14 protein-coding genes are annotated in these 20,097 nt (G+C 52.1%); 13 read left to right on the forward strand and 1 reads right to left on the reverse strand.

All coding sequences use genetic code 11. The features are described 5' to 3' along the window. The first annotated feature begins 374 nt into the window (after positions 1-374). The 11 genes from ACTOY7_RS17230 to ytvI all read left to right on the forward strand — a co-directional run bounded on the left by ACTOY7_RS17230 (position 375) and on the right by ytvI (position 17,093). On the forward strand, positions 375-4,538 hold the full coding sequence (locus ACTOY7_RS17230; protein ID WP_482671086.1) for a VaFE repeat-containing surface-anchored protein: 4,164 nt from the start codon (positions 375-377) through the stop codon (positions 4,536-4,538). 446 nt (positions 4,539-4,984) lie between these two features. Then, a complete protein-coding gene (gene leuC / locus ACTOY7_RS17235) occupies positions 4,985-6,262 on the forward strand; it encodes a 3-isopropylmalate dehydratase large subunit (RefSeq protein ID WP_160281324.1) in 1,278 nt (425 codons plus the stop codon). Further along, positions 6,259-6,756: a 3-isopropylmalate dehydratase small subunit gene (locus ACTOY7_RS17240; RefSeq protein WP_160281325.1), complete on the forward strand. Its 498-nt coding sequence runs from the start codon at positions 6,259-6,261 to the stop codon at positions 6,754-6,756. Before leuC ends, ACTOY7_RS17240 begins: the two co-directional genes overlap by 4 nt. A 22-nt stretch (positions 6,757-6,778) precedes the next feature. After that, on the forward strand, positions 6,779-8,266 hold the full coding sequence (thrC, locus tag ACTOY7_RS17245) for a threonine synthase (protein WP_394682952.1): 1,488 nt from the start codon (positions 6,779-6,781) through the stop codon (positions 8,264-8,266). Between the two features lie 130 nt (positions 8,267-8,396). After that, on the forward strand, positions 8,397-8,948 hold the full coding sequence (locus ACTOY7_RS17250) for a DJ-1 family glyoxalase III (protein ID WP_160281327.1): 552 nt from the start codon (positions 8,397-8,399) through the stop codon (positions 8,946-8,948). A 264-nt stretch (positions 8,949-9,212) separates the two neighbouring features. Further along, the gene (tig, locus tag ACTOY7_RS17255) at positions 9,213-10,499 is read left to right on the forward strand and encodes a trigger factor (protein ID WP_160281328.1); all 1,287 of its coding nucleotides are present in this window, start codon (positions 9,213-9,215) and stop codon (positions 10,497-10,499) included. Between the two features lie 81 nt (positions 10,500-10,580). Further along, the gene (gene clpP / locus ACTOY7_RS17260; protein ID WP_016294986.1) at positions 10,581-11,162 is read left to right on the forward strand and encodes an ATP-dependent Clp endopeptidase proteolytic subunit ClpP; all 582 of its coding nucleotides are present in this window, start codon (positions 10,581-10,583) and stop codon (positions 11,160-11,162) included. 180 nt (positions 11,163-11,342) lie between these two features. Next, the gene (clpX, locus tag ACTOY7_RS17265; protein WP_160281329.1) at positions 11,343-12,614 is read left to right on the forward strand and encodes an ATP-dependent Clp protease ATP-binding subunit ClpX; all 1,272 of its coding nucleotides are present in this window, start codon (positions 11,343-11,345) and stop codon (positions 12,612-12,614) included. A 318-nt stretch (positions 12,615-12,932) separates the two neighbouring features. Beyond that, positions 12,933-15,251 carry an endopeptidase La gene (gene lon / locus ACTOY7_RS17270; protein WP_160281330.1) on the forward strand — a complete coding sequence of 773 codons (2,319 nt, stop codon included), beginning with the start codon at positions 12,933-12,935 and terminating at the stop codon, positions 15,249-15,251. Positions 15,252-15,291: 40 nt separating this feature from the next. Beyond that, a complete protein-coding gene (yihA, locus tag ACTOY7_RS17275; protein ID WP_160281331.1) occupies positions 15,292-15,891 on the forward strand; it encodes a ribosome biogenesis GTP-binding protein YihA/YsxC in 600 nt (199 codons plus the stop codon). 59 nt (positions 15,892-15,950) lie between these two features. After that, positions 15,951-17,093: a sporulation integral membrane protein YtvI gene (gene ytvI / locus ACTOY7_RS17280; RefSeq protein ID WP_160281332.1), complete on the forward strand. Its 1,143-nt coding sequence runs from the start codon at positions 15,951-15,953 to the stop codon at positions 17,091-17,093. Positions 17,094-17,167: 74 nt separating this feature from the next. Here the strand turns inward: ytvI and ACTOY7_RS17285 are convergent, their stop codons facing one another. Beyond that, positions 17,168-17,530, reverse strand: a complete 363-nt coding sequence (locus tag ACTOY7_RS17285; RefSeq protein WP_160281333.1) for a helix-turn-helix domain-containing protein — start codon at positions 17,528-17,530, stop codon at positions 17,168-17,170. Between the two features lie 425 nt (positions 17,531-17,955). Between ACTOY7_RS17285 and ACTOY7_RS17290 the strand changes: the two genes are divergently transcribed. Next, positions 17,956-19,650, forward strand: coding sequence for a Y-family DNA polymerase (locus ACTOY7_RS17290; RefSeq protein WP_300884850.1), 1,695 nt, complete (start codon positions 17,956-17,958; stop codon positions 19,648-19,650). Beyond that, entirely contained in the window at positions 19,647-20,093 is a 447-nt protein-coding gene (locus ACTOY7_RS17295) for a YolD-like family protein (protein WP_160281335.1), read from the forward strand. Before ACTOY7_RS17290 ends, ACTOY7_RS17295 begins: the two co-directional genes overlap by 4 nt. Positions 20,094-20,097: the final 4 nt, after the last annotated feature.

Below are 20,097 nucleotides of genomic sequence, written 5' to 3' on the forward strand. Positions count from 1 at the left end.
AGCAGTATAGCATATTCGACTATATGTAGTGGGGCGACCTCTCTCAATACCCCGCAGCTTGCTGCGGGGTCGTTTATTTTGGTCAGGGTCTGACCAGTAACGTGCCTGATGTATTTTTTAAATGCTTTGCAAAATTATATTGACAAATTCTGCTGTTTCGTTTATGATCAACTTACTCGTCTTAGGACATTTCTATTTTTCATGGGGAATATCATCCCATAATCCAAAAGCGAGGACATAGCTATGTAGTTTTACCCACATTTGATTCCGGATTCAGAAAGGAGGACGTAGTATCTAATTTTCAGTGGCGCTTTTCCGTACAGGCATTCCAAACAGCAACGTTTTGACTGCATTTTATGGAGGAGAAAAGAAGTATGAAAAGATTTTTTTACAACATGCCCGGTATGTTTCGTACGGCAGCGGCCTTTTTGCTGATCTTTGGCTGTATGGCCTCGGCAAGCGCTGCTTCCGTGCGGGCAGAAGAACAGATGGAGATCCAGACCGCAATGAAAGCGGAAGGAACAACGGCACAGACCATGACAGGAACAGCAGGAGGAGCAAATGAACAAGTAATACAGGAAACTGTAGAAGAGACAGCAGATAAGGCAGATACGCCAAAGCAGGAGGAAACAGGAGATGCACAGAACGAATCGGCCGGAAGAGAGGAAAACGGCGGTTTCGAAGCCGATCAGGAACCTTCCGGCGTCGGAAGCAGTGTAGAAAAAAGTGCTTCGGATCAGGTCGGAAGCAGTGAGCAAAGAGGAGGGGCGAACCAACCTGGAAATGAGGAAGTGAAAGAGGAAGGAACAGATGCGGACGCCGATTCGAAAGCTCCGGAAGATTTGGATTCCGGCAGGATCCCGATCGGAAGAAGAGTAATCGGGAATTACGGTACGGCATATGTAGCCGGAAGCGGCGGAAGGATGATGCGTTCGGCGGCTGGGTCCGACTGCACGATTACACCCGGAACCGCTCACAGCTACGGAAACTGGACGACGACAGAGTTTCGCGTGGTGACGGACAAGGGACATTACATGGGATACTGCGCACAGCCCAATAAACAGACCCCTTCGGGAATCTATCAGGTTTCCGAACTGGACAATTCAAGGATAAAAATGGCCTTGATGTTCGGTGCGGACGGGCCGTGGGCAGGAGAGGCTTCCGCCTTGTTCGGCGGTACGGCAGAGCCTTACCCGTATGTCCATGCGATGATCGGCATTGAGTATACCGGAGAGACAGACGGGCTCACAGGGGAGCAGATCCAGGCCATGCGGAATGCATTGGATGAGCAGATGAACAGCGGGAAAGCGGAGCTGTCCATTTTCAAAGAATATCGGGCATATGTGGCCTATAATGAGAAGCAGGATATTGTGTGGCTGGAATACGTTGGACCTGCAGACGGGACGGTAACAATACGGAAGCGTTCCGCGGTTCCCGATATCACCGATGGAAATGCATGTTATTCCTTAGAAAACGCGGCATATGGAATCTATGCGGATGCATCCTGCACCACACAGTCAGCGACAGCGATCACCAGGAAATCCGGTGAAAGTGACAAGATAGAACTGGCAGAGGGGGACTACTGGGTAAGGGAGAATACGGCTCCGCATGGCTATCAGAAAGATACTCAGGTTTATATGGTCCATGTAAAAGCAGGCGAGAATGTGCATCTGGATGTAAGCGACATTCCGAAATATGATCCGACAGGGCTGGAACTGGTGAAGCGGGATCAGGACGCTCCGAAGGGAGCGCCCCAGGACGGCGCGTCTCTTGCGGGTGCGCAGTTTACAGTCAGATACTACAGCGGATTCTTTGAAAAGGAAACTCTGCCTCAGACGCCCACAAGAACCTGGGTGCTGGAGACCAAAGCGGTGCCGGACGGAGCGGGATCGAAGAAATATCAGGCCCTGCTTCGGGAGGAATACAAGGTTTCAGGAGATGATTTTTACATCATGGACGGAATCCCGGTACTGCCACTGGGAACGATCTCCATAGAAGAGACAAAGGCTCCTGCCGGGTATCTGCTGGAAGGCGCATACCTGCAGGCGGAAGGGAGTGAGGAAAAAACAACCGGTCTCTATACCTCGCAGATCCGTTATGTTGGACCTGAAGTGAATTTAAAAGGCGGAAACCAATACGCCGTCTATAACCAGGTCATCCGCGGCGGCGTGAAGATCCGGAAACGGGACTTCGACACCAGGGCTTCGGTCCCCCAGGGCGGCGCGTCTCTAGAAAATGCCGTATTTGCGGTTGTAAATCTGAACGAAAATAACGTATTTGTGGACGGAAAGGTCTATGGAAGGAATGAGACCATTACAACGATCAAGACCGACGAGACCGGAATAGCGCAGACAACGGAAAGGCTGCTTCCTTATGGGAAGTATCGGATCCTTGAAACAGGCGCGCCCACCGGATACCTGGACACCGGACTCTGGAGGCAAGAATTTTTTATCACAAAGAACGGAGAAGTCGTGGATCTGACGGATGCGGATCATTCCATTTTGAACCGGGTGAAGCGGGGCGACTTCGAATTGCGCAAGATTGACTCCAAAACCCAGAAGGTGATGCCGGGCGTCGAGTTCAGCCTGACCAGTACCACGACAGGGGAATCCCATCGGATCACAACGGATGATAACGGTTACTATTCCTCTTCCGCAGAATGGAATCCGCACACCAGGAATTCCAATCAGGGGGGAACAGAAGACGGCCTCTGGTTCGGACTGGACGGAGAAGGAGGAAGCGCGCCTGTGGACAACAGCCTGGGAGCCCTTCCCTATGATACATATATTCTGGAAGAGCTTCCTACGGATGCAAACAAAGGAAAAGAAATGCTGACGATTCATCTGGTCATTTACAAAGATAAAGTAACCATTAACCTGGGAAACCTGGAAAATAAAGACCTGATCGAGGACGCCCCGGCCATTTCCACCAGCGCCAGAAACGAGGCCACCGGAAACCATTATGCACAGACCGGAACGGTGACAGTGATCGATTCCGTGCTGTACAACGGATTGAAGGAAAAACAGGAATATCTTCTGAAATGTGTTGTGATGGATAAAAAAACCAAAAAGCCTGTCACGGATCCGGAAGGAAATCCGGTCACCGCAGAACAGGCATTTACCGCAGCCGCCTCTGCTGGCATGACAGAGGTCGAGTGTACCTTTGACGCCTCCGAGCTGTATGGTCAGGATATTGTCCTTTACGAAGAGCTATACTGTGAGGAAAAAAAGATCGCAGAACATAAGGACATCAACGATGAAGGCCAAACCATCCATTTTCCTGGCATCGAAACGAAAGCGCTGGACAAGACCACCGGAACCAATACGGTTGTAGCAGGAGAAGAGATTTCCATAGCGGATACTGTCACCTATAAAAATTTGAAACCGGGCCAGGAGTATACACTCCGCGGAAAACTGGTGGACAAGGAAACGGGCATGACCGCGAAGGATGCTGCCGGGGCGGATATTACCGCGGAACTAAAATGGACGCCAAAGGAAAAGGACGGAAAAGCCGAAGTGGTATTTACCTTTGACGGATCAAACTTGGAAGGAAAGACCCTGGTCGCATTTGAAACATTGGAGAAAAACAACAAGATCTATGCCGTCCACGCGGACATTGACAGCCAGGAACAGACCATTTATTTCCCGAAAGTCAGGACCTCCGCCCGAGATGTCGAAACCAACAGTCGCAGTGCCCAGACAGCGGAACAAGCGATAATCGTGGATACCGTCTTTTACTCCAATCTGACCCCGGGCCAGGAATACACGGTAGAGGGAACCCTGATGGACCAGGAAACCGAAGCGCCCCTTTTGGAAAACGGGGAACAGATCACGTCAGAAACCACCTTCACCCCGGAAGCCGATTCCGGAACCGTGGACGTAACCTTTGAACTGAACGCCTCCCGCCTTGCAGGTAAAACCGCCGTGGCATTTGAGAGCGTAACAAAGGAAGGCGAAGAGGTCGCTGCCCACAAGGACATCCACTACGAGGGCCAGACCCTCTACTTTCCGGAACTGAAAACCCAGGCCGCCGAAAAACAGACCGGCAGCCAGAAGATCACCGCCGAAAACGAGATCACCATTGTAGACAAGGTGACTTATCAAAACCTGATCCCCGGTGAAGAATACACAATAAAAGGCATCCTGATGGACAAATCGACAGGCGCTCCCCTCCTGATCGAGCAAACCGAGATCAAAGCCGAAACCACCTTCACCCCGGAAAAACCAGCCGGAACCGCCGAAGTAGAATTTACCTTCCAGGCAGCTACCCTCAAAAACAAAGAACTCGTAGTATTCGAAAAACTATACATCAACGGAGCGGTACTGGCCACTCACGAAGACCTCAACGCCGAATCCCAGACCGTCCACATCAACAAACCCCAGTCTCCCCCGGAAGAACAGCCGCAACAGCCAGCTTCATCTTCCGAACCGCCAAAATCCGTCAAGACCGGAGACCCGGCAGACATCCTGCCGCCAGTCCTCCTTCTCATGTTATCCCTGGCCGTTTTAATCACCGCCGCCAGAAAAAAACTGGGCTAAGCCTACATTCTTTGACAAAAATACTACAACAAGAAGGTAATTTTACAGACTTAAAAAATGTCATCTTATAACCGTTCACAACAGCATGTCGCAGAGTAGGTAAAGCGCTGCGCTGCATTTCCGCTTTTGCGCCGCGGCGCTCCACCGGCTGCCGTCCATCTAACGTTTTACAATCGTAGAACCGCCGATACACAGCACAGGCGAAAACAATTGCCCAAAGGAACCTCTCAAAAAACGCCAGCGCTTAGCGAGGTTTTCCCGAGCTTAGCGCTGCTGCGTTTTTTGCGAAGCGAGAGCGGGGTGACGCGGGCAATTGTTTTCGCCTGTGCGTCCCCCCGCCGCCCTTCTACCTTTGCTTACGCAGCCTCCCACAATTTCCACTTTTCTTTCCCGATATTGTGTGTTAGAATAGCAGACAGAAAGCAAATTTGAAGGAGGTTGTCACAATGGGAATGACAATGACGCAGAAGATATTGGCCGCTCATGCGGGACTGGATTCTGTCTCGGCCGGTCAACTGATCGAAGCGAAGCTGGATGTGGTCATGGCAAATGACATCACCGGCCCGATGGCGCTGCCTATTTTCAGGGAGATGGCAGATCAGGTTTATGATAAAGACAAGGTGGTCCTGGTTCCGGATCATTTTACACCGAATAAGGATATCAAGTCGGCTGAAAATTCAAAAGCGATCCGGGAGTTCGCGAAGGCTCAGGGCTTAAGCTGGTTCTTTGAGCAGGGCAAGTCCGGAGTCGAGCATGCCATTCTGCCCGAGGCGGGAGTTGTCACCGCAGGAGAGTGCATCATCGGAGCAGATTCCCATACCTGTACATACGGGGCGCTGGGGGCATTCTCCACCGGCGTTGGGACAACCGACATCGCAACCGGGATGGCGACAGGGGAGCTGTGGTTCAAGGTACCCCCGGCTATCAAGTTTGTACTGACCGGGAAGCCGGGACCTTATGTCAGCGGCAAGGACATTATCATCCATATTATAGGAAAGATCGGTGTGGACGGCGCGCTGTACAAGTCCATGGAGTTTACCGGGGACGGCATTGCCAGCCTGTCTATGGACGACCGCTTTACTATGGCCAATATGGCCATTGAGGCAGGAGCCAAGAACGGGATCTTCCCGGTAGACGAGCAGGCGGAGGCTTATATCAGGGAGCATTCCAAAAAGGAATATCAGATTTATACTGCGGACGAGGACGCAGAGTATGACGAGGTGGTGGAGATCCATCTGGATGAGGTTCGTCCCACCATCGCATTTCCGCATCTCCCGGGCAATGCAAAGACCATCGACGAGGTGGAGGCAATGGAACCCATCCGGATCGACCAGGTGGTGATTGGATCCTGCACCAACGGACGAATGGAGGATATGCGGAAGGCCGCGGCGATCCTGAAAGGCCATACCGTACATCCGGATGTCCGAGTGATGGTAGTGCCGGCCACCCAGAAGATTTATAAACAGTGCATCGCGGAGGGCCTGGTGGATATCTTTATTGACGCAGGCTGCGCGGTGAATACGCCGAGCTGCGGTCCCTGCATGGGCGGACATATGGGCGTAATGGCAGCAGGGGAGAAGTGCGTTTCCACCACGAACCGCAATTTTGTGGGCCGGATGGGACATGTGGATTCCCTGATCTATCTGGCTTCCCCGGAAGTGGCGGCAGCCAGCGCGATCGCAGGATGCATCGCAAATCCGGAGAAAGTAGGTGACAAGTCATGAAAGCATTGGGACACGTTTTTAAATATGGAGATAATGTAGATACGGATGTGATCATTCCGGCAAGATATCTCAATTCCTTTGACGCGCAGGAGCTGGCGAGCCACGCAATGGTGGATATCGATCCCGAATTTGTACACAAGGTACAGCCGGGGGATCTGATCGTGGCAAATAAAAACTTCGGCTGCGGCTCCTCCAGGGAGCATGCGCCGCTCTGCCTCAAGACGGCGGGAGTGAGCTGCGTGATCGCGGAGACCTTTGCGCGTATCTTCTATAGAAATGCGATCAATATCGGACTGCCGATCATCGAATGCCCGGAAGCGGCAAGAGGGATCGAGGCAGGAGACGAGGTAGAGGTGGATTTTGACAGCGGAAAGATTTACAACCGCACAAAGGGCACCGAATTTCAGGGACAGGCGTTCCCGGAATTTATGCAGAAGCTGATTGCCGCCGGCGGGCTGGTGAAGTATACCAACGGTAAAAAAGCGGAAAAATAGAAAAAAGAAAAGGGTGGAAGAGATGAATCTACTATATAAAAGTACACGGGATGCTCAGCATACGGTCACGGCTTCCGAGGCGATCCTGAAAGGGCTCGCTCCGGACGGCGGATTATTCGTTCCGGTTTCTATGCCGAAGCTGGATGTCACCATGGAGCAATTGAAGGACATGTCCTATCAGGAAACGGCATATGCTGTTATGAAGCAGTTCCTGACTGATTTTACAGAGGAAGAGCTAAAGCACTGTATTACATGTGCCTATGATTCCAAATTTGACACGGAAGTCATCGCTCCTCTTGTGAAGGTGGGGGATACCTATCACCTGGAGCTGTTCCACGGGGCGACGATCGCGTTTAAAGACATGGCGCTTTCCATCCTGCCCCATCTTCTGACTACATCGGCAAAGAAGAACCATGTGACCCGCGAGATCGTCATCCTGACAGCCACCTCCGGCGACACGGGAAAGGCCGCGCTGGCCGGGTTCGCGGATGTGCCTGGGACAAGGATCATCGTGTTCTACCCGAAAAACGGGGTGAGCCGGGTGCAGGAGCTGCAGATGGTGACCCAAAAGGGTGTCAATACATCGGTCGTAGCCATTCAAGGAAACTTTGACAATGCGCAGACCGGCGTGAAGGCGCTGTTTGAGGATCAGGAGCTGGAGCAGGAACTCTCGGAAAAGGGCTTCCAGTTTTCTTCCGCAAACTCCATCAACATCGGGCGTCTCGTTCCCCAGGTTGTCTACTATGTATATGCGTATGCGAAGCTTCTGAAAAATGAAGAGATCACCTTGGGAGAAGAGATCAATGTGACGGTTCCTACCGGGAATTTTGGAAATATCCTGGCGGCCTATTATGCGAAGCAGATGGGAGTGCCGATCGCGAAGCTGATCTGCGCCTCCAATGAAAATAAAGTCCTGTTCGACTTTTTCCGGACCGGGACCTATGATAAGAACCGGGAATTTGTCCTGACCTCGTCCCCCTCCATGGATATCCTGATCTCCAGCAACCTGGAACGGCTTATCTATATGATTGCGGGAGCGGATGCTGAGAAGGACCAGGAGTTGATGGACGCGCTGAAAGCAGAGGGAAGATATGACATCACGCCGGAGATGAAAGAGAAGCTTTCGGATTTTGCGGGCGGCTATGCCACTGAGGAAGAGACCAGGGCGGCGATACGGGATACGTACCAGTCTACAGGATATGTGATGGATCCCCATACGGCTGTGGCGGCTCATGTGTGCCGGGCCTACCGGAAGGACAGCGGGGATCAGAGGAAGCAATTGATTGCCTCCACCGCAAGTCCTTACAAGTTTGTAAAGAGCGTGATGACGGCCATTGACGAAAAATACGGCAGCATGGAGGAATTTGCACTGATCGATGAACTGGAAAAGGCTTCCGGGACCCCGGTTCCCCATGCCATTGAGGAGATCCGCAACGCACAGATCCTGCATACAAGGGAGTGCGACGTGGATAAGATGAAAGATACGGTGAAGGAAATATTGGCAATCTGATCCGTAACTGTGCTGTCCGTATGAAAATGTAAAACGGATCAGGGCAGTGATGTAAAGAAAGAGAACGGCAGGGAGTCCGCCGCAGGTAATCTTGCCGAACCTCTGCTTTAGAAAGGAGCATGGACAGAATATGAAACAGATCAGTGTATTTCTGGCTGACGGATTTGAAGAGATTGAGGGACTTACTGTTGTGGATATCCTGCGCAGGGCAGGGGTTCAGGTCCATATGGTGTCCATCACAGGAGAGAAGACCATTCACGGCTCACATCAGATTGATGTGCAGGCGGACTGCCTGTTTGAGGAAATGGATTTTTCAGACACAGAGATGCTGGTGCTTCCGGGAGGCATGCCCGGAACGCGGAATCTGATGAACCATAGAGGACTGCAGGAGCTTTTACGGAGCCATCATGAAAAAGGAAAGTATCTTGCGGCAATCTGCGCAGCACCCAGCGTTTTTGGCAGGCTGGGCTTCCTGAAAGGGCGGAAGGCCTGCTGCTATCCGACATTCGAAGAAAAGCTGGAAGGCGCGGAGGTAGTTCAGGATCCGGTTTCTGCGGACGGACACATCATCACCAGCCGGGGGATGGGAACCGCTATTCCTTTCGCGTTGAAGCTGACCGCGTTGCTGTGCGGAGAGGAAAAGGCAGTGGAAATCGGGCGGTCCATTATTTACCACGATTAAATGAAGGATACTGCCGGCACCATGGCAGGGTGTGAATTGCAGGTTCCATGCCGCCCCCGACCAATTACCACGCTGATTGGCCGGGAGAATGGGCATAAAAGCTGGTATTCGTGTAAAAAGTGCTGGAAATCAGGGAACTCTTATGCTATACTTGTTTAATGACTGTGAACACCCATGAAGTGTGAACGGAAAATGCGAATAGAAAGATGATATAGATTGGCCCGCATACGGCCGGGTATCTGCAAAATCAAGGAGGAAATGAAAATGAGTCTACAGGTAGAAAAGTTAGAGCATAATATGGCAAAGCTTACGATCGAGGTTGCCGCTGAGGAAGTGGAGAAGGCGATCCAGGCGGCATATCTGAAGCAGCGCGGGAAGATCTCTCTCCCGGGCTTCCGTAAGGGAAAGGTACCGCGCCAGATGCTGGAAAAGATGTACGGAGCGGAGATCTTTTACGAGGACGCTATCAACCGTATGATCCCCACCGCTTACAGCCAGGCTTATGACGAGTGTGAGCTGGATATTGTGTCCCAGCCTGAAGTAGACGTGGTACAGATGGAGAAGGGCAAGCCCTTTATCTTTACAGCGGAAGTGGCGGTGAAGCCGGAAGTGAAGCTGGGAGAATACAAGGGCCTCAAGGTAGATAAGATCCCTGTGGAAGTGACCCCGGAAGATGTAGACGCAGAGATCCAGAGGGAGCGTGAGCGCAACGGAAGAACGGTGGAAGTGACAGACCGGAGCGTGGCAAAGGATGATATGATCACACTGGATTTTGAAGGATTTGTAGACGGAGAAGCATTTAAGGGCGGCAAGGGCACGGATTATCCGCTGACCATCGGTTCCGGCGCGTTTATCCCGGGATTTGAGGAGCAGCTTATCGGCGCTGAGATCGACCAGGATGTGGAAGTGAACGTGAAGTTCCCGGAAGATTATCATGAGAAATCTCTGGCCGGAAAGGATGCGCTGTTCAAATGCGTGGTACACACTATTAAAGAAAAAGAACTGCCGGAGCTGGATGATGAATTTGCATCTGATGTGTCCGAGTGCGAGACGCTCGAAGAGTACAGACAGGAAGTAGAGAAGAAGCTGACAGACCGGAAGCAGGCTGAGGCACGGGAGAAGATTGAGGATCAGGCAGTGGATCAGGCAGCGGAGAATGCCGAGATGGATATCCCCCAGCCGATGATTGATCTGCAGGTACGGCAGATGGAGGACGATATGGGCTACCGTCTCCAGATGCAGGGCATGACAAAGGAGATGTACTTCCAGATGACAGGTCTGACAGAGGAACGGATGAAGCAGGATCTGGAAGCTCAGGCGCTGAAGACCATCCGGACCAGACTGGTACTGGAAGCCGTTGCGAAAGCAGAGAATATTGTCGTGTCTGAGGAACGCCTTGAGGAAGAGCTGAAGAAGATGGCGGAGACATACGGCAGAGATCTGGAAGGATTCAAGGAGTACATGGGCGAGAAGCGGATCGAAGAAATGAAGGAAAGCATTGCGGTACAGGATGCGATCACCCTGATCGCGGATGCGGCAGTGGAAGAATAGTATAATAAAAAGTGCGCCCGGGCGCATGCGGACCGTCCATTCCGCGGGGATGGCGGCAGATAGAAAGAAGGAGAATTTTAAATGAGTTTAGTACCTTATGTCATTGAACAGACAAGCCGGGGGGAACGCTCTTACGATATTTATTCCCGATTATTAAAGGACCGGATCATCTTTCTGGGAGAGGAAGTAAGTGACGTTTCGGCAAACATCGTGGTTGCTCAGCTGTTGTTTCTGGAAGCGGATGATCCCAACAAGGACATCCAGCTCTATATCAACAGTCCGGGAGGCTCCGTGACCGCAGGGCTGGCGATCTACGACACGATGCAGTATATCAAGTGCGATGTGTCTACCGTATGCATCGGCATGGCGGCCAGCATGGGTTCCTTCCTGCTCTCCGGGGGCGCCAAGGGCAAGCGCTTTGCCCTGCCCAATGCGGAGATCATGATCCACCAGCCGTCCGGCGGCGCCAGGGGACAGGCGACGGAGATCCAGATTGCGGCAGAACACATTCTGCGTACCAGAAAGAGATTGAACGAGATCCTTGCGGCCAATACGGGGCAGTCCCTTGAGGTTATCCAGGTGGATACGGAGCGGGATAACTTTATGTCCGCACAGGAAGCAAAGGATTACGGACTGGTAGACGAAGTCATTGCCAAGCACTAACGTATGAAAGGAAACTTTCATGACTATTTGTGCCAGGAACCGGCATGACGGCGAAGATGAAAAGCAGCCCGGCGGGTTTTGGGAGCCGGACGGATTAAAATGCGTGTCACGGTTCGGCTTTCTTTGGATGGAAGCAGGACAGTTGCGTATACTCAATTTTAATATGAGGTGAAAATGAAAATGGCAGGAAAAGTAATGGATGAGATTGTAAGATGTTCCTTCTGCAATAAATCGCAGAACCAGGTCCGCAAGCTGATCGCGGGACCGAACGGGGCCTACATCTGTGATGAATGCGTGGATGTCTGCTCCGAGATTATTGAAGAAGAGCTGGAATACGATGAGAGAAATCCGTTTGCTGACATCAATCTGCTCACACCGGAAGAGATGAAGGCATTTCTGGATGATTATGTGATCGGACAGGAAGAAGCGAAAAAAGTACTTTCGGTTGCGGTATATAACCATTACAAAAGGATTCTGGCGGAGCAGGACCTGGGTGTGGAACTGCAGAAGAGCAACATCCTGATGCTGGGGCCGACAGGCTGCGGAAAGACCCTGCTTGCGCAGACCCTTGCAAAGATTTTGAATGTTCCCTTTGCCATTGCCGACGCGACAGCTCTGACAGAGGCAGGGTATGTGGGAGAGGATGTGGAGAACATCCTTTTGAAGGTGATCCAGGCTGCGGACGGGGATATCGAGCGCGCGGAGCATGGTATCATTTATATTGATGAGATTGACAAGATCACAAGAAAGTCGGAAAATCCGTCGATCACCCGTGATGTATCCGGAGAGGGCGTTCAGCAGGCGCTCTTGAAGATCATAGAAGGGACGATCGCGTCGGTTCCCCCTCAGGGCGGAAGAAAGCATCCCCATCAGGAGCTGATCCAGATCGACACGACCAATATTCTGTTTATCTGCGGCGGCGCGTTTGAAGGGATCGACAAGATCATCGAGACCCGCCTGGACAGGAAGTCCATCGGCTTTAACGCGGAGATCACGACCCAGCATGAGTACAATGTGGATGTGCTGCTTAAAGAGGTGCTTCCCCAGGATTTGGTCAAATTCGGCCTGATCCCGGAGCTGGTGGGCCGTCTTCCGGTGACGGTATCTCTGGAAATGCTGGATAAAAAGGCATTGATCCGGATTCTGACCGAACCAAAGAGCGCCATTGTCAAGCAGTATCAGAAGCTTTTGGAGCTTGACGGAGTGCGCCTGCTGTTTGACCGGGACGCATTGACTGCTATTGCAGAGACCACACTTGCAAGAAAGACCGGTGCCAGAGGGCTGCGGGCGATCATGGAGGGGATTATGATGGATACCATGTTCCGTGTGCCGTCGGATGAAACGATCAAGGAGTGCAGGATCACGAAGGATGTGGTGAAAGGGACCGGGCAGCCGCTATATGAATGCGACGGAGAGGAACGAAGGTCATTTCTGACATCTCAGAGTGCATAGCAGATTTTTAAAATATATACTCACAGCCGATGAAATCTGCCGTGAGTATTGCGCCAGCCGCAGCCGTGAAGCGGCATAATTCCTCATGCGGCTGTGCGCATTATGATATACTGTACGGCATATTTATCTGGCGTGCAGTATAATAAGGGGGCGGGTATTGTGGTTTGACCATATACCTGCCTTTTCCATATTGAATATGACAGCGAAACATATTATGATGAAAGCGTCAAAAGGTATTTTGGCGCTGTTGCGGCTGGCGCAATACTCACGGCAGATTTCATCGGCCATGAGTATCATTACAAATAGGAGAAGTGACACATGAAGAGTGAAATCAAAAGCCTCCCGATGGTTGCCCTGCGGGGGATGACGATCATGCCGGAGATGGTGGTGCATTTTGATATTAGCCGGGAGCGGTCGATCGCCGCGGTGCAGGAGGCCATGGTGGAGGATCAGAAGATATTCCTTGTACTGCAGAGGGAGCAGGACGCGGAAAATCCGGGCCAGAAGGAGATGTATGAGGTCGGCACGGTGGCTTCGGTCCGACAGATCATCAAGCTGCCGAAGAAGATCCTTCGAGTTCTGGTGGCAGGAGAGGCGAGGGGGATTCTTAAAAGCATAGAATATGAGACTCCCTATCTGCGGGCGGAGGTGGAGATCTTGGATGAGTCGGATTTCCAGTCTCCGGAGGATCTGAACGGACAGGCCATGATACGCGGCCTGAAAGACATTTTCGTGGACTATGCCGCGAAAAACGGGAAGATGTCCAAGGAAGGGGTCGGACGGATCCTGGAGATCAGTGATCTGAAGGAGCTGGTGGATGAGATTTCCGCCAACATTCCGCTGTATTATACGGACCAGCAGGAGATCCTGAACCAGACAGATTTCTGGAAACGGTATGAGATGCTGGCATTCAAGCTGGTCAATGAGGTGCAGATCATGGATATCAAGGATGATATCCGGGCCAAGGTCAAGGAACGGGTGGACAAGCACCAGCGGGAATATATCCTTCGGGAACAGTTAAAGCTGATCCGGGAGGAGTTAGGCGACGATACCACCCTGTCCGACGCGGAGGAATTTGAGCAGGCAGCTAAAAAGCTGAAGGCGCCGAAGGAAGTGAAGGATAAGCTGGCAAAGGAGATCAGCCGCTTTAAGAGTTCCCTGAACAGTCCGGCAGAGAGTGGTGTGCTGCGCACCTATATTGAGACGATCCTGGAGATGCCATGGAACAAGGCGGCGAAGGACAGCTCGGACCTTGCGTTTGCCAAGCAGGTGCTGGAGGAGGACCACTACGGACTGGAGCAGGTCAAAGAGCGGGTGCTGGAATTTCTTGCGGTGCGGACTCTGACGAAAAAGGGAGAAAGCCCGATCCTCTGTCTGGCAGGACCTCCGGGAACCGGCAAGACTTCCATTGCGAAGTCCCTGGCGCGGGCGCTGAAAAAGCCCTATGTACGCATTTCCCTGGGCGGGGTGCGGGATGAGGCGGAGATCCGGGGACACCGGAAGACCTATGTAGGAGCCATGCCGGGACGGATCGCCAACGGCATCCGTATGGCGGGAGTGAAAAATCCGCTGCTTCTTTTGGATGAAATTGACAAGATCAGTACAGACTATAAGGGAGACACCTTCTCGGCATTGCTGGAGGTGCTGGACAGCGAGCAGAACAGCAAATTCCGGGATCATTACCTGGAGGTGCCGCTGGATCTGTCGGAGGTGCTCTTCGTGGCTACGGCCAATACACTGCAGACCATTCCGCGGCCTCTTCTGGACCGTATGGAGGTGGTGGAGGTGAGCAGCTATACGGAGAATGAAAAGCTTCACATCGCAGTGGAGCATCTGATCCCGAAGCAGCTGGAGAAGCACGGGCTCACTCCGGACATGCTGACATTCAGCAGGCAGGCTGTCTGGAAAATGGCGAAGAATTATACGAAGGAGGCCGGGGTCCGGCAGCTGGAGCGGGAGATCGGAAATGTGTGCCGGAAGTCCGCAAAGGAAATCCTGACAAAGGACAGGAAAAAGATTGCCGTTACGGAGAAGAACATCCAGAAGTACCTTGGGAAAGAGAAGTATTCCTATCAGATGGCAAATGATTCGGACGAGGTAGGGATCGTCCGGGGGCTGGCATGGACGAGTGTGGGCGGAGATACTCTCCAGATTGAGGTGAACATCATGCCGGGGAAGGGCGAGCTTATGCTGACCGGGCAGCTGGGAGACGTGATGAAAGAATCCGCCCGGACCGGGATCAGCTATATCCGTTCCATCAGCAGCAAGTATGAGATTCCAGAGGACTTTTTTGAAACTCATGATATCCATGTACATATTCCGGAGGGCGCGGTTCCAAAGGACGGACCGTCTGCCGGGATAACTATGGCCACGGCCATGCTTTCCGCCGTTACAGCCCGGAAGGCGCGAGCGGATCTTGCGATGACAGGAGAGGTGACGCTCCGGGGCCGGGTGCTGCCCATCGGCGGCTTGAAGGAAAAGCTCCTGGCGGCGAAAAACGCGGGAATTAAGACGGTCCTGATCCCGAAGAAAAATAAGGCGGACGCGGAGGAATTGTCCCCGGAGATCACCAAGGGGCTGGAGATTGTTCCGGTGGAGCATATGGACGAGGTGCTGGAGCGGGCGCTTGTATCGTAAAAGACTATAAGGGATGCCCTTAGTATAACAGGAGATAATTATGGTAATTAAAAATGTAAACCTGGAGACCGTATGCGGAATCACCAGCCGGCTTCCGGAGAACGACAAGCCGGAGGTGGCTTTTGCGGGAAAATCCAACGTAGGGAAGTCGTCCCTGATCAATGCGTTGATGAACCGGAAGTCCTATGCGCGGATCTCGGCCACGCCGGGGAAGACGCAGACCATCAATTTTTATAATATCAATGAAGAGGTATATCTGGTGGATCTTCCCGGATACGGCTATGCCAAGGTTTCCGAGAAGGAAAAGGCGCAGTGGGGAAAGCTGGTGGAACGCTATCTCCATGGATCTTCCATGCTGAAAGCAGTCTTTCTGCTGATCGATATCCGGCATGTGCCGTCCGCCAATGACAGGATGATGTATGAATGGATCCTGGACAAAGGATTTCAGCCGATCATGATCCTGACGAAGCTGGACAAGCTGAAGCGCAGTCAGGTACAGAAGCAGATCAAGGTGGTCAAGGAAGGTCTTAAGCTGGTGCCGGGAACAAGGGTGATCCCGTTCTCTTCCGTCACGAAGCAGGGGCGGGAGGAGATTTGGGAAGTCATAGAATCCTTTCTGGAGCAGGAAGAGACAGAATAGTAAATGAAAGGTTCGGACAGAGCGATCCGGATGAAAAGCAGGACAGAGGTGTATAGTTCATGAAAAATAGGCGTCCATACTGGCAGGTGACGGTAAGCCTGGTATTCAGCCTTCTGGCGACCGCCGCATTTATCATCATAGGAGTGAAGGCAATCGTATTTTTTATGCCATTTGTGATCGGATGGTGTATTTCGGCGATTGCGGCGCCGGTGGTCAACTGGCTGGAAAAGCATTTTAAGATCGTGAAGAAGCTGGGTTCGGCCCTGATCGTGGTGCTGGTCATCGGGCTGATCGTACTGCTGATCTATCTTGCGGTCAGCAGGCTTGTGACGGAGGTGGGTGATCTGCTGAAAAATATACCGGATCTGTATGAACAGCTTGCCAACGGGCTTTCGCAGATCGGACAATCCATGTCCGGACTGTTTGCGCGGCTTCCGGAGGAGGTGCGCAGCGGTTTCCAGACCATGATGTCGAATCTGAACGAATATATGGGAGACCTGATCTCGAAGATCGGGGAGCCTACGGTGACCGCGGCGGGAAATCTGGCGATGCGCCTCCCGTTCTTCCTGGTCTCGGTGCTGGTCTCTGTCATATCAGCTTACTTTTTCACGGTGGAGCGGGATGAGGTCCTGAGCTGGGCCAAAAAAGTGATGCCTCAGGCCGTTGTGAAACGGATGACGCTGGTGATGGACAATCTGCGGTATGCGGTAGGAGGATACTTTAAGGCTCAGTTTAAGATCATGGGAGTCGTGTTTCTGATCCTGATGGTAGGCCTTGCGTTATTAAGGATCAATTATTTTGCTTTGATCGCGTTCCTGATCGCGTTTCTGGATTTCCTTCCCTTTTTCGGAACAGGAACAGCTATGATTCCGTGGGCGCTGTATAAATTTTTGGTGGGGGATTATAAGACGGCGATTCTGCTGTTCGTGATCTATGCCGTTACCCAGCTTGTCAGACAGATCCTGCAGCCTAAGCTGGTGGCGGACAGTATGGGAATGAATCCGCTGGTGACGCTGCTTTTGCTGTATGTGGGCTACCGGGTCAGCAGCGTACTGGGGCTGATCCTGTCGGTCCCTATTGGAATGGTTGTGATCAATATGTATCAGGCCGGAGCGTTTGACTATATCTTTGATGACGCGCGGATCCTCGTAGACGGGATACTCCGGCTGAGGGAAGAGCCGGGGCGCAGGGACCAGAATTAGATATTAGCATATGGGGAAGGCTGTCAATGGCAGGTTTTCTATATACTAAAGTATGGGGAAAAAGGACAGAGGATTTAACCCTCTGTCCTTTTTCCTGCCTGAAACAGTCCCATGGCAGTTGCCTCGATAATTGACAGATCCCTTTCGTCCAATTTGTCCAGGAGCAGATCCAGCCGTTTTCGTTCCACACTTTTTGACCCCGCATTTTCGGGAAATATGTATTGATCAATGGGAATATCAAACATCGTGACAAGACGGACCAGCAGGCCAAAGCTGGGATACCTTCCTTCAATTTCGATTGCCTGCAGATGCCGTGTAGAGATATCGAGCTTTTCTACTAATTTTTCTCTGGTTATTTTCCTGGATTCCCGGGCTTTTTTTATCTCCAGCCCAATGGGAGTGAAGTCAAAATTATTTTTGATACTGTTTTCATTCATAAATGTCCACCGCCTGTCTTTCATTTGTACACTGCTTCCAAGGTATGCCGATCTTAAGAACGCGCCGCTGTTTTTCAGCTTCTATTGTACAGAGATACCGGTTTACTTGAAACGAGATATTATAGCTATATATAAGAAGTATAAAGGTTAAAATGAAGGTTTCGATATTTCTACACCTTGTGAAACGGCCGAATGGCAATAATGGGATGGTATTGGTGATATAAAAATATATTTTTATTCTGTTGAAAACAAACGTAAGTTCTGCTATAATATAAAAAGAACAAATGTTTGCGGTGGTTTTTTGCTGGCCGCAGGGAATCTTATATACCTGGACATCCCGCTATGGCCATGCTGGGATGCCCTGAGGTATACCCACAGCCGATGAAATCTGCCGAGTATACTGTGATAGATGTGAGGTGATGATTATGGCTCAAAAGGATCCCGTGTATATTGCAATTGATCTGAAGTCCTTTTATGCTTCCGTGGAATGTGTGGAGAGAGGCCTGGATCCCATGACGACGAATCTGGTGGTGGCGGACTTAAGCCGCACTGAGAAGACCATCTGTCTGGCGGTGTCCCCTTCTCTCAAGGCCTATGGGATCTCTGGAAGAGCAAGGCTGTTCGAGGTGATGCAGAGGGTCAGAGAGGTCAATGCAGAGAGGCAGATGCGCTCGCCGGACCGCCGTCTTGAGGGCGCTTCCTGTGATGATACAGAGCTGAAAGCATCGCCGAAGAAGGCCCTTGACTATATTGTGGCTCCGCCCAGGATGTCACTCTATATCGAATACAGCACAAGGATCTATGAGATTTATCTAAAATATGTAGCGCCGGAGGACTGCCATGTATATTCCATCGACGAGATCATGATGGATGTGACGCATTATCTGGATACCTGTGCCCCAGGGGCGTCCTATCATGCCTGTCCCGGGGAGGCAGACAGAATCCCTCCGAGAAGGGATACGCCAGGGACGCCTCCTCATGTCTGTTCCGACAGGATGGGCGGTCTTTCTGCGACAAGGGAATTTTGGCATGCGGAGACTGTCCCTGGTCCGGCAAAGTACGGCGCGTCGGCCCGTGAGCTTGCCGGACGGATCATCCGGGATATCCACACTGTCACAGGAATTACGGCCACGGCAGGGATTGGGACGAACCTGTACCTGTGCAAGGTGGCCATGGATATCGTGGCGAAGCACATTCCTCCGGATAAGAACGGAGTGCGTATCGCCTCGCTCAATGAAAAAAGCTACCGCCGGATCCTGTGGGCTCATCGGCCGCTTACCGATTTTTGGCGGATCGGCAGAGGCTATGCGAAGAAGCTGGAGGAGTATGGCATGTTTACGATGGGAGACATCGCCAGATGCTCCATCGGAAAGCCGGGGGAGTATTACAATGAAGATCTGCTTTACCGGTTATTCGGAGTCAACGCGGAGCTGCTGATCGACCATGCGTGGGGATGGGAGTCCTGTACCATGGCGGATATCAAGAACTATAAGCCCAGCACCAGCAGCGTGGGCTCCGGCCAGGTCCTGCATCATCCCTATTCCGCCGGGGAGGCGAGAATGGTCGTCCGGGAGATGACGGAGCAGCTGGTATTGGATCTGGTTGAAAAAGGGCTGGTTACGGACCAGATCGTCCTGACGGTCGGCTATGACATTGGGAATCTATCCGATCCGGCAGTGCGCAGACCGGAGCAGACGGAGGTCACGACAGACCGATATGGGCGGAAGATGCCCAGACACGCCCACGGAACTGCCAACCTGGAAAGGCAGACCTCGTCCACAAAGTGTATCGTGAATGCGGTTCTGGATTTATATGACAGGATCATCAACCCGGGCTTTCTGATCCGGAGGATCTATATCAGTGCAAACCGCGTGGCGGACGAGGGCACTGCAGCCGATACGCCTGCGTTTGAGCAGCTTGACTTATTCACGGACTATGCCCGGCTGGAGCAGGAGCGTGAGGAGGAAGAGTCGGAGCGGAAGCGTGAGAGGAAGCTGCAGGAAGCCATGCTGGATATCAAAAAGAAATATGGAAAAAATGCGATTTTAAAAGGGGCAAATCTGGTGGAGGGATCTACGGTCATCGACCGGAATCGGCAGATCGGAGGGCACAGAGCATGAGTCAGGCAGTACAAAGCATGATCAACCGCAAGGAGATGTACAAATACCAGGATATGATTGACCTTCCCCATCACGTATCCAGGACCCATCCGCCCATGCCGATCCAGGACCGGGCGGCACAGTTTGCGCCGTTTGCGGCGCTTTCTGGCCATTACGAGGCCGTCAGGGAGACCGCCCGGCTGACGGAAGTACGGACAGAGCTGGACGAGGGCATCAGGGAGGAACTGAATCGGGAGCTGCGCAGGATACAGGAGCAGATCGGCAGAGGGGAAGCCGTGTCCTTTACTTATTTTGTGCCGGATCCGAAGAAATCGGGAGGGGCCTATGTAACTGTGACCGGCTGTGTGAAGAAGATAAAGGAATACGAGCGGGCGATCCTTTTGGAGGACGGAACGGAGATTCCGGCGGATGAAATCATAAGTATCCAAAGGTCCCCTCAGTGAAGTG

The sequence above is a fragment of the Schaedlerella sp. genome (assembly GCF_056796775.1).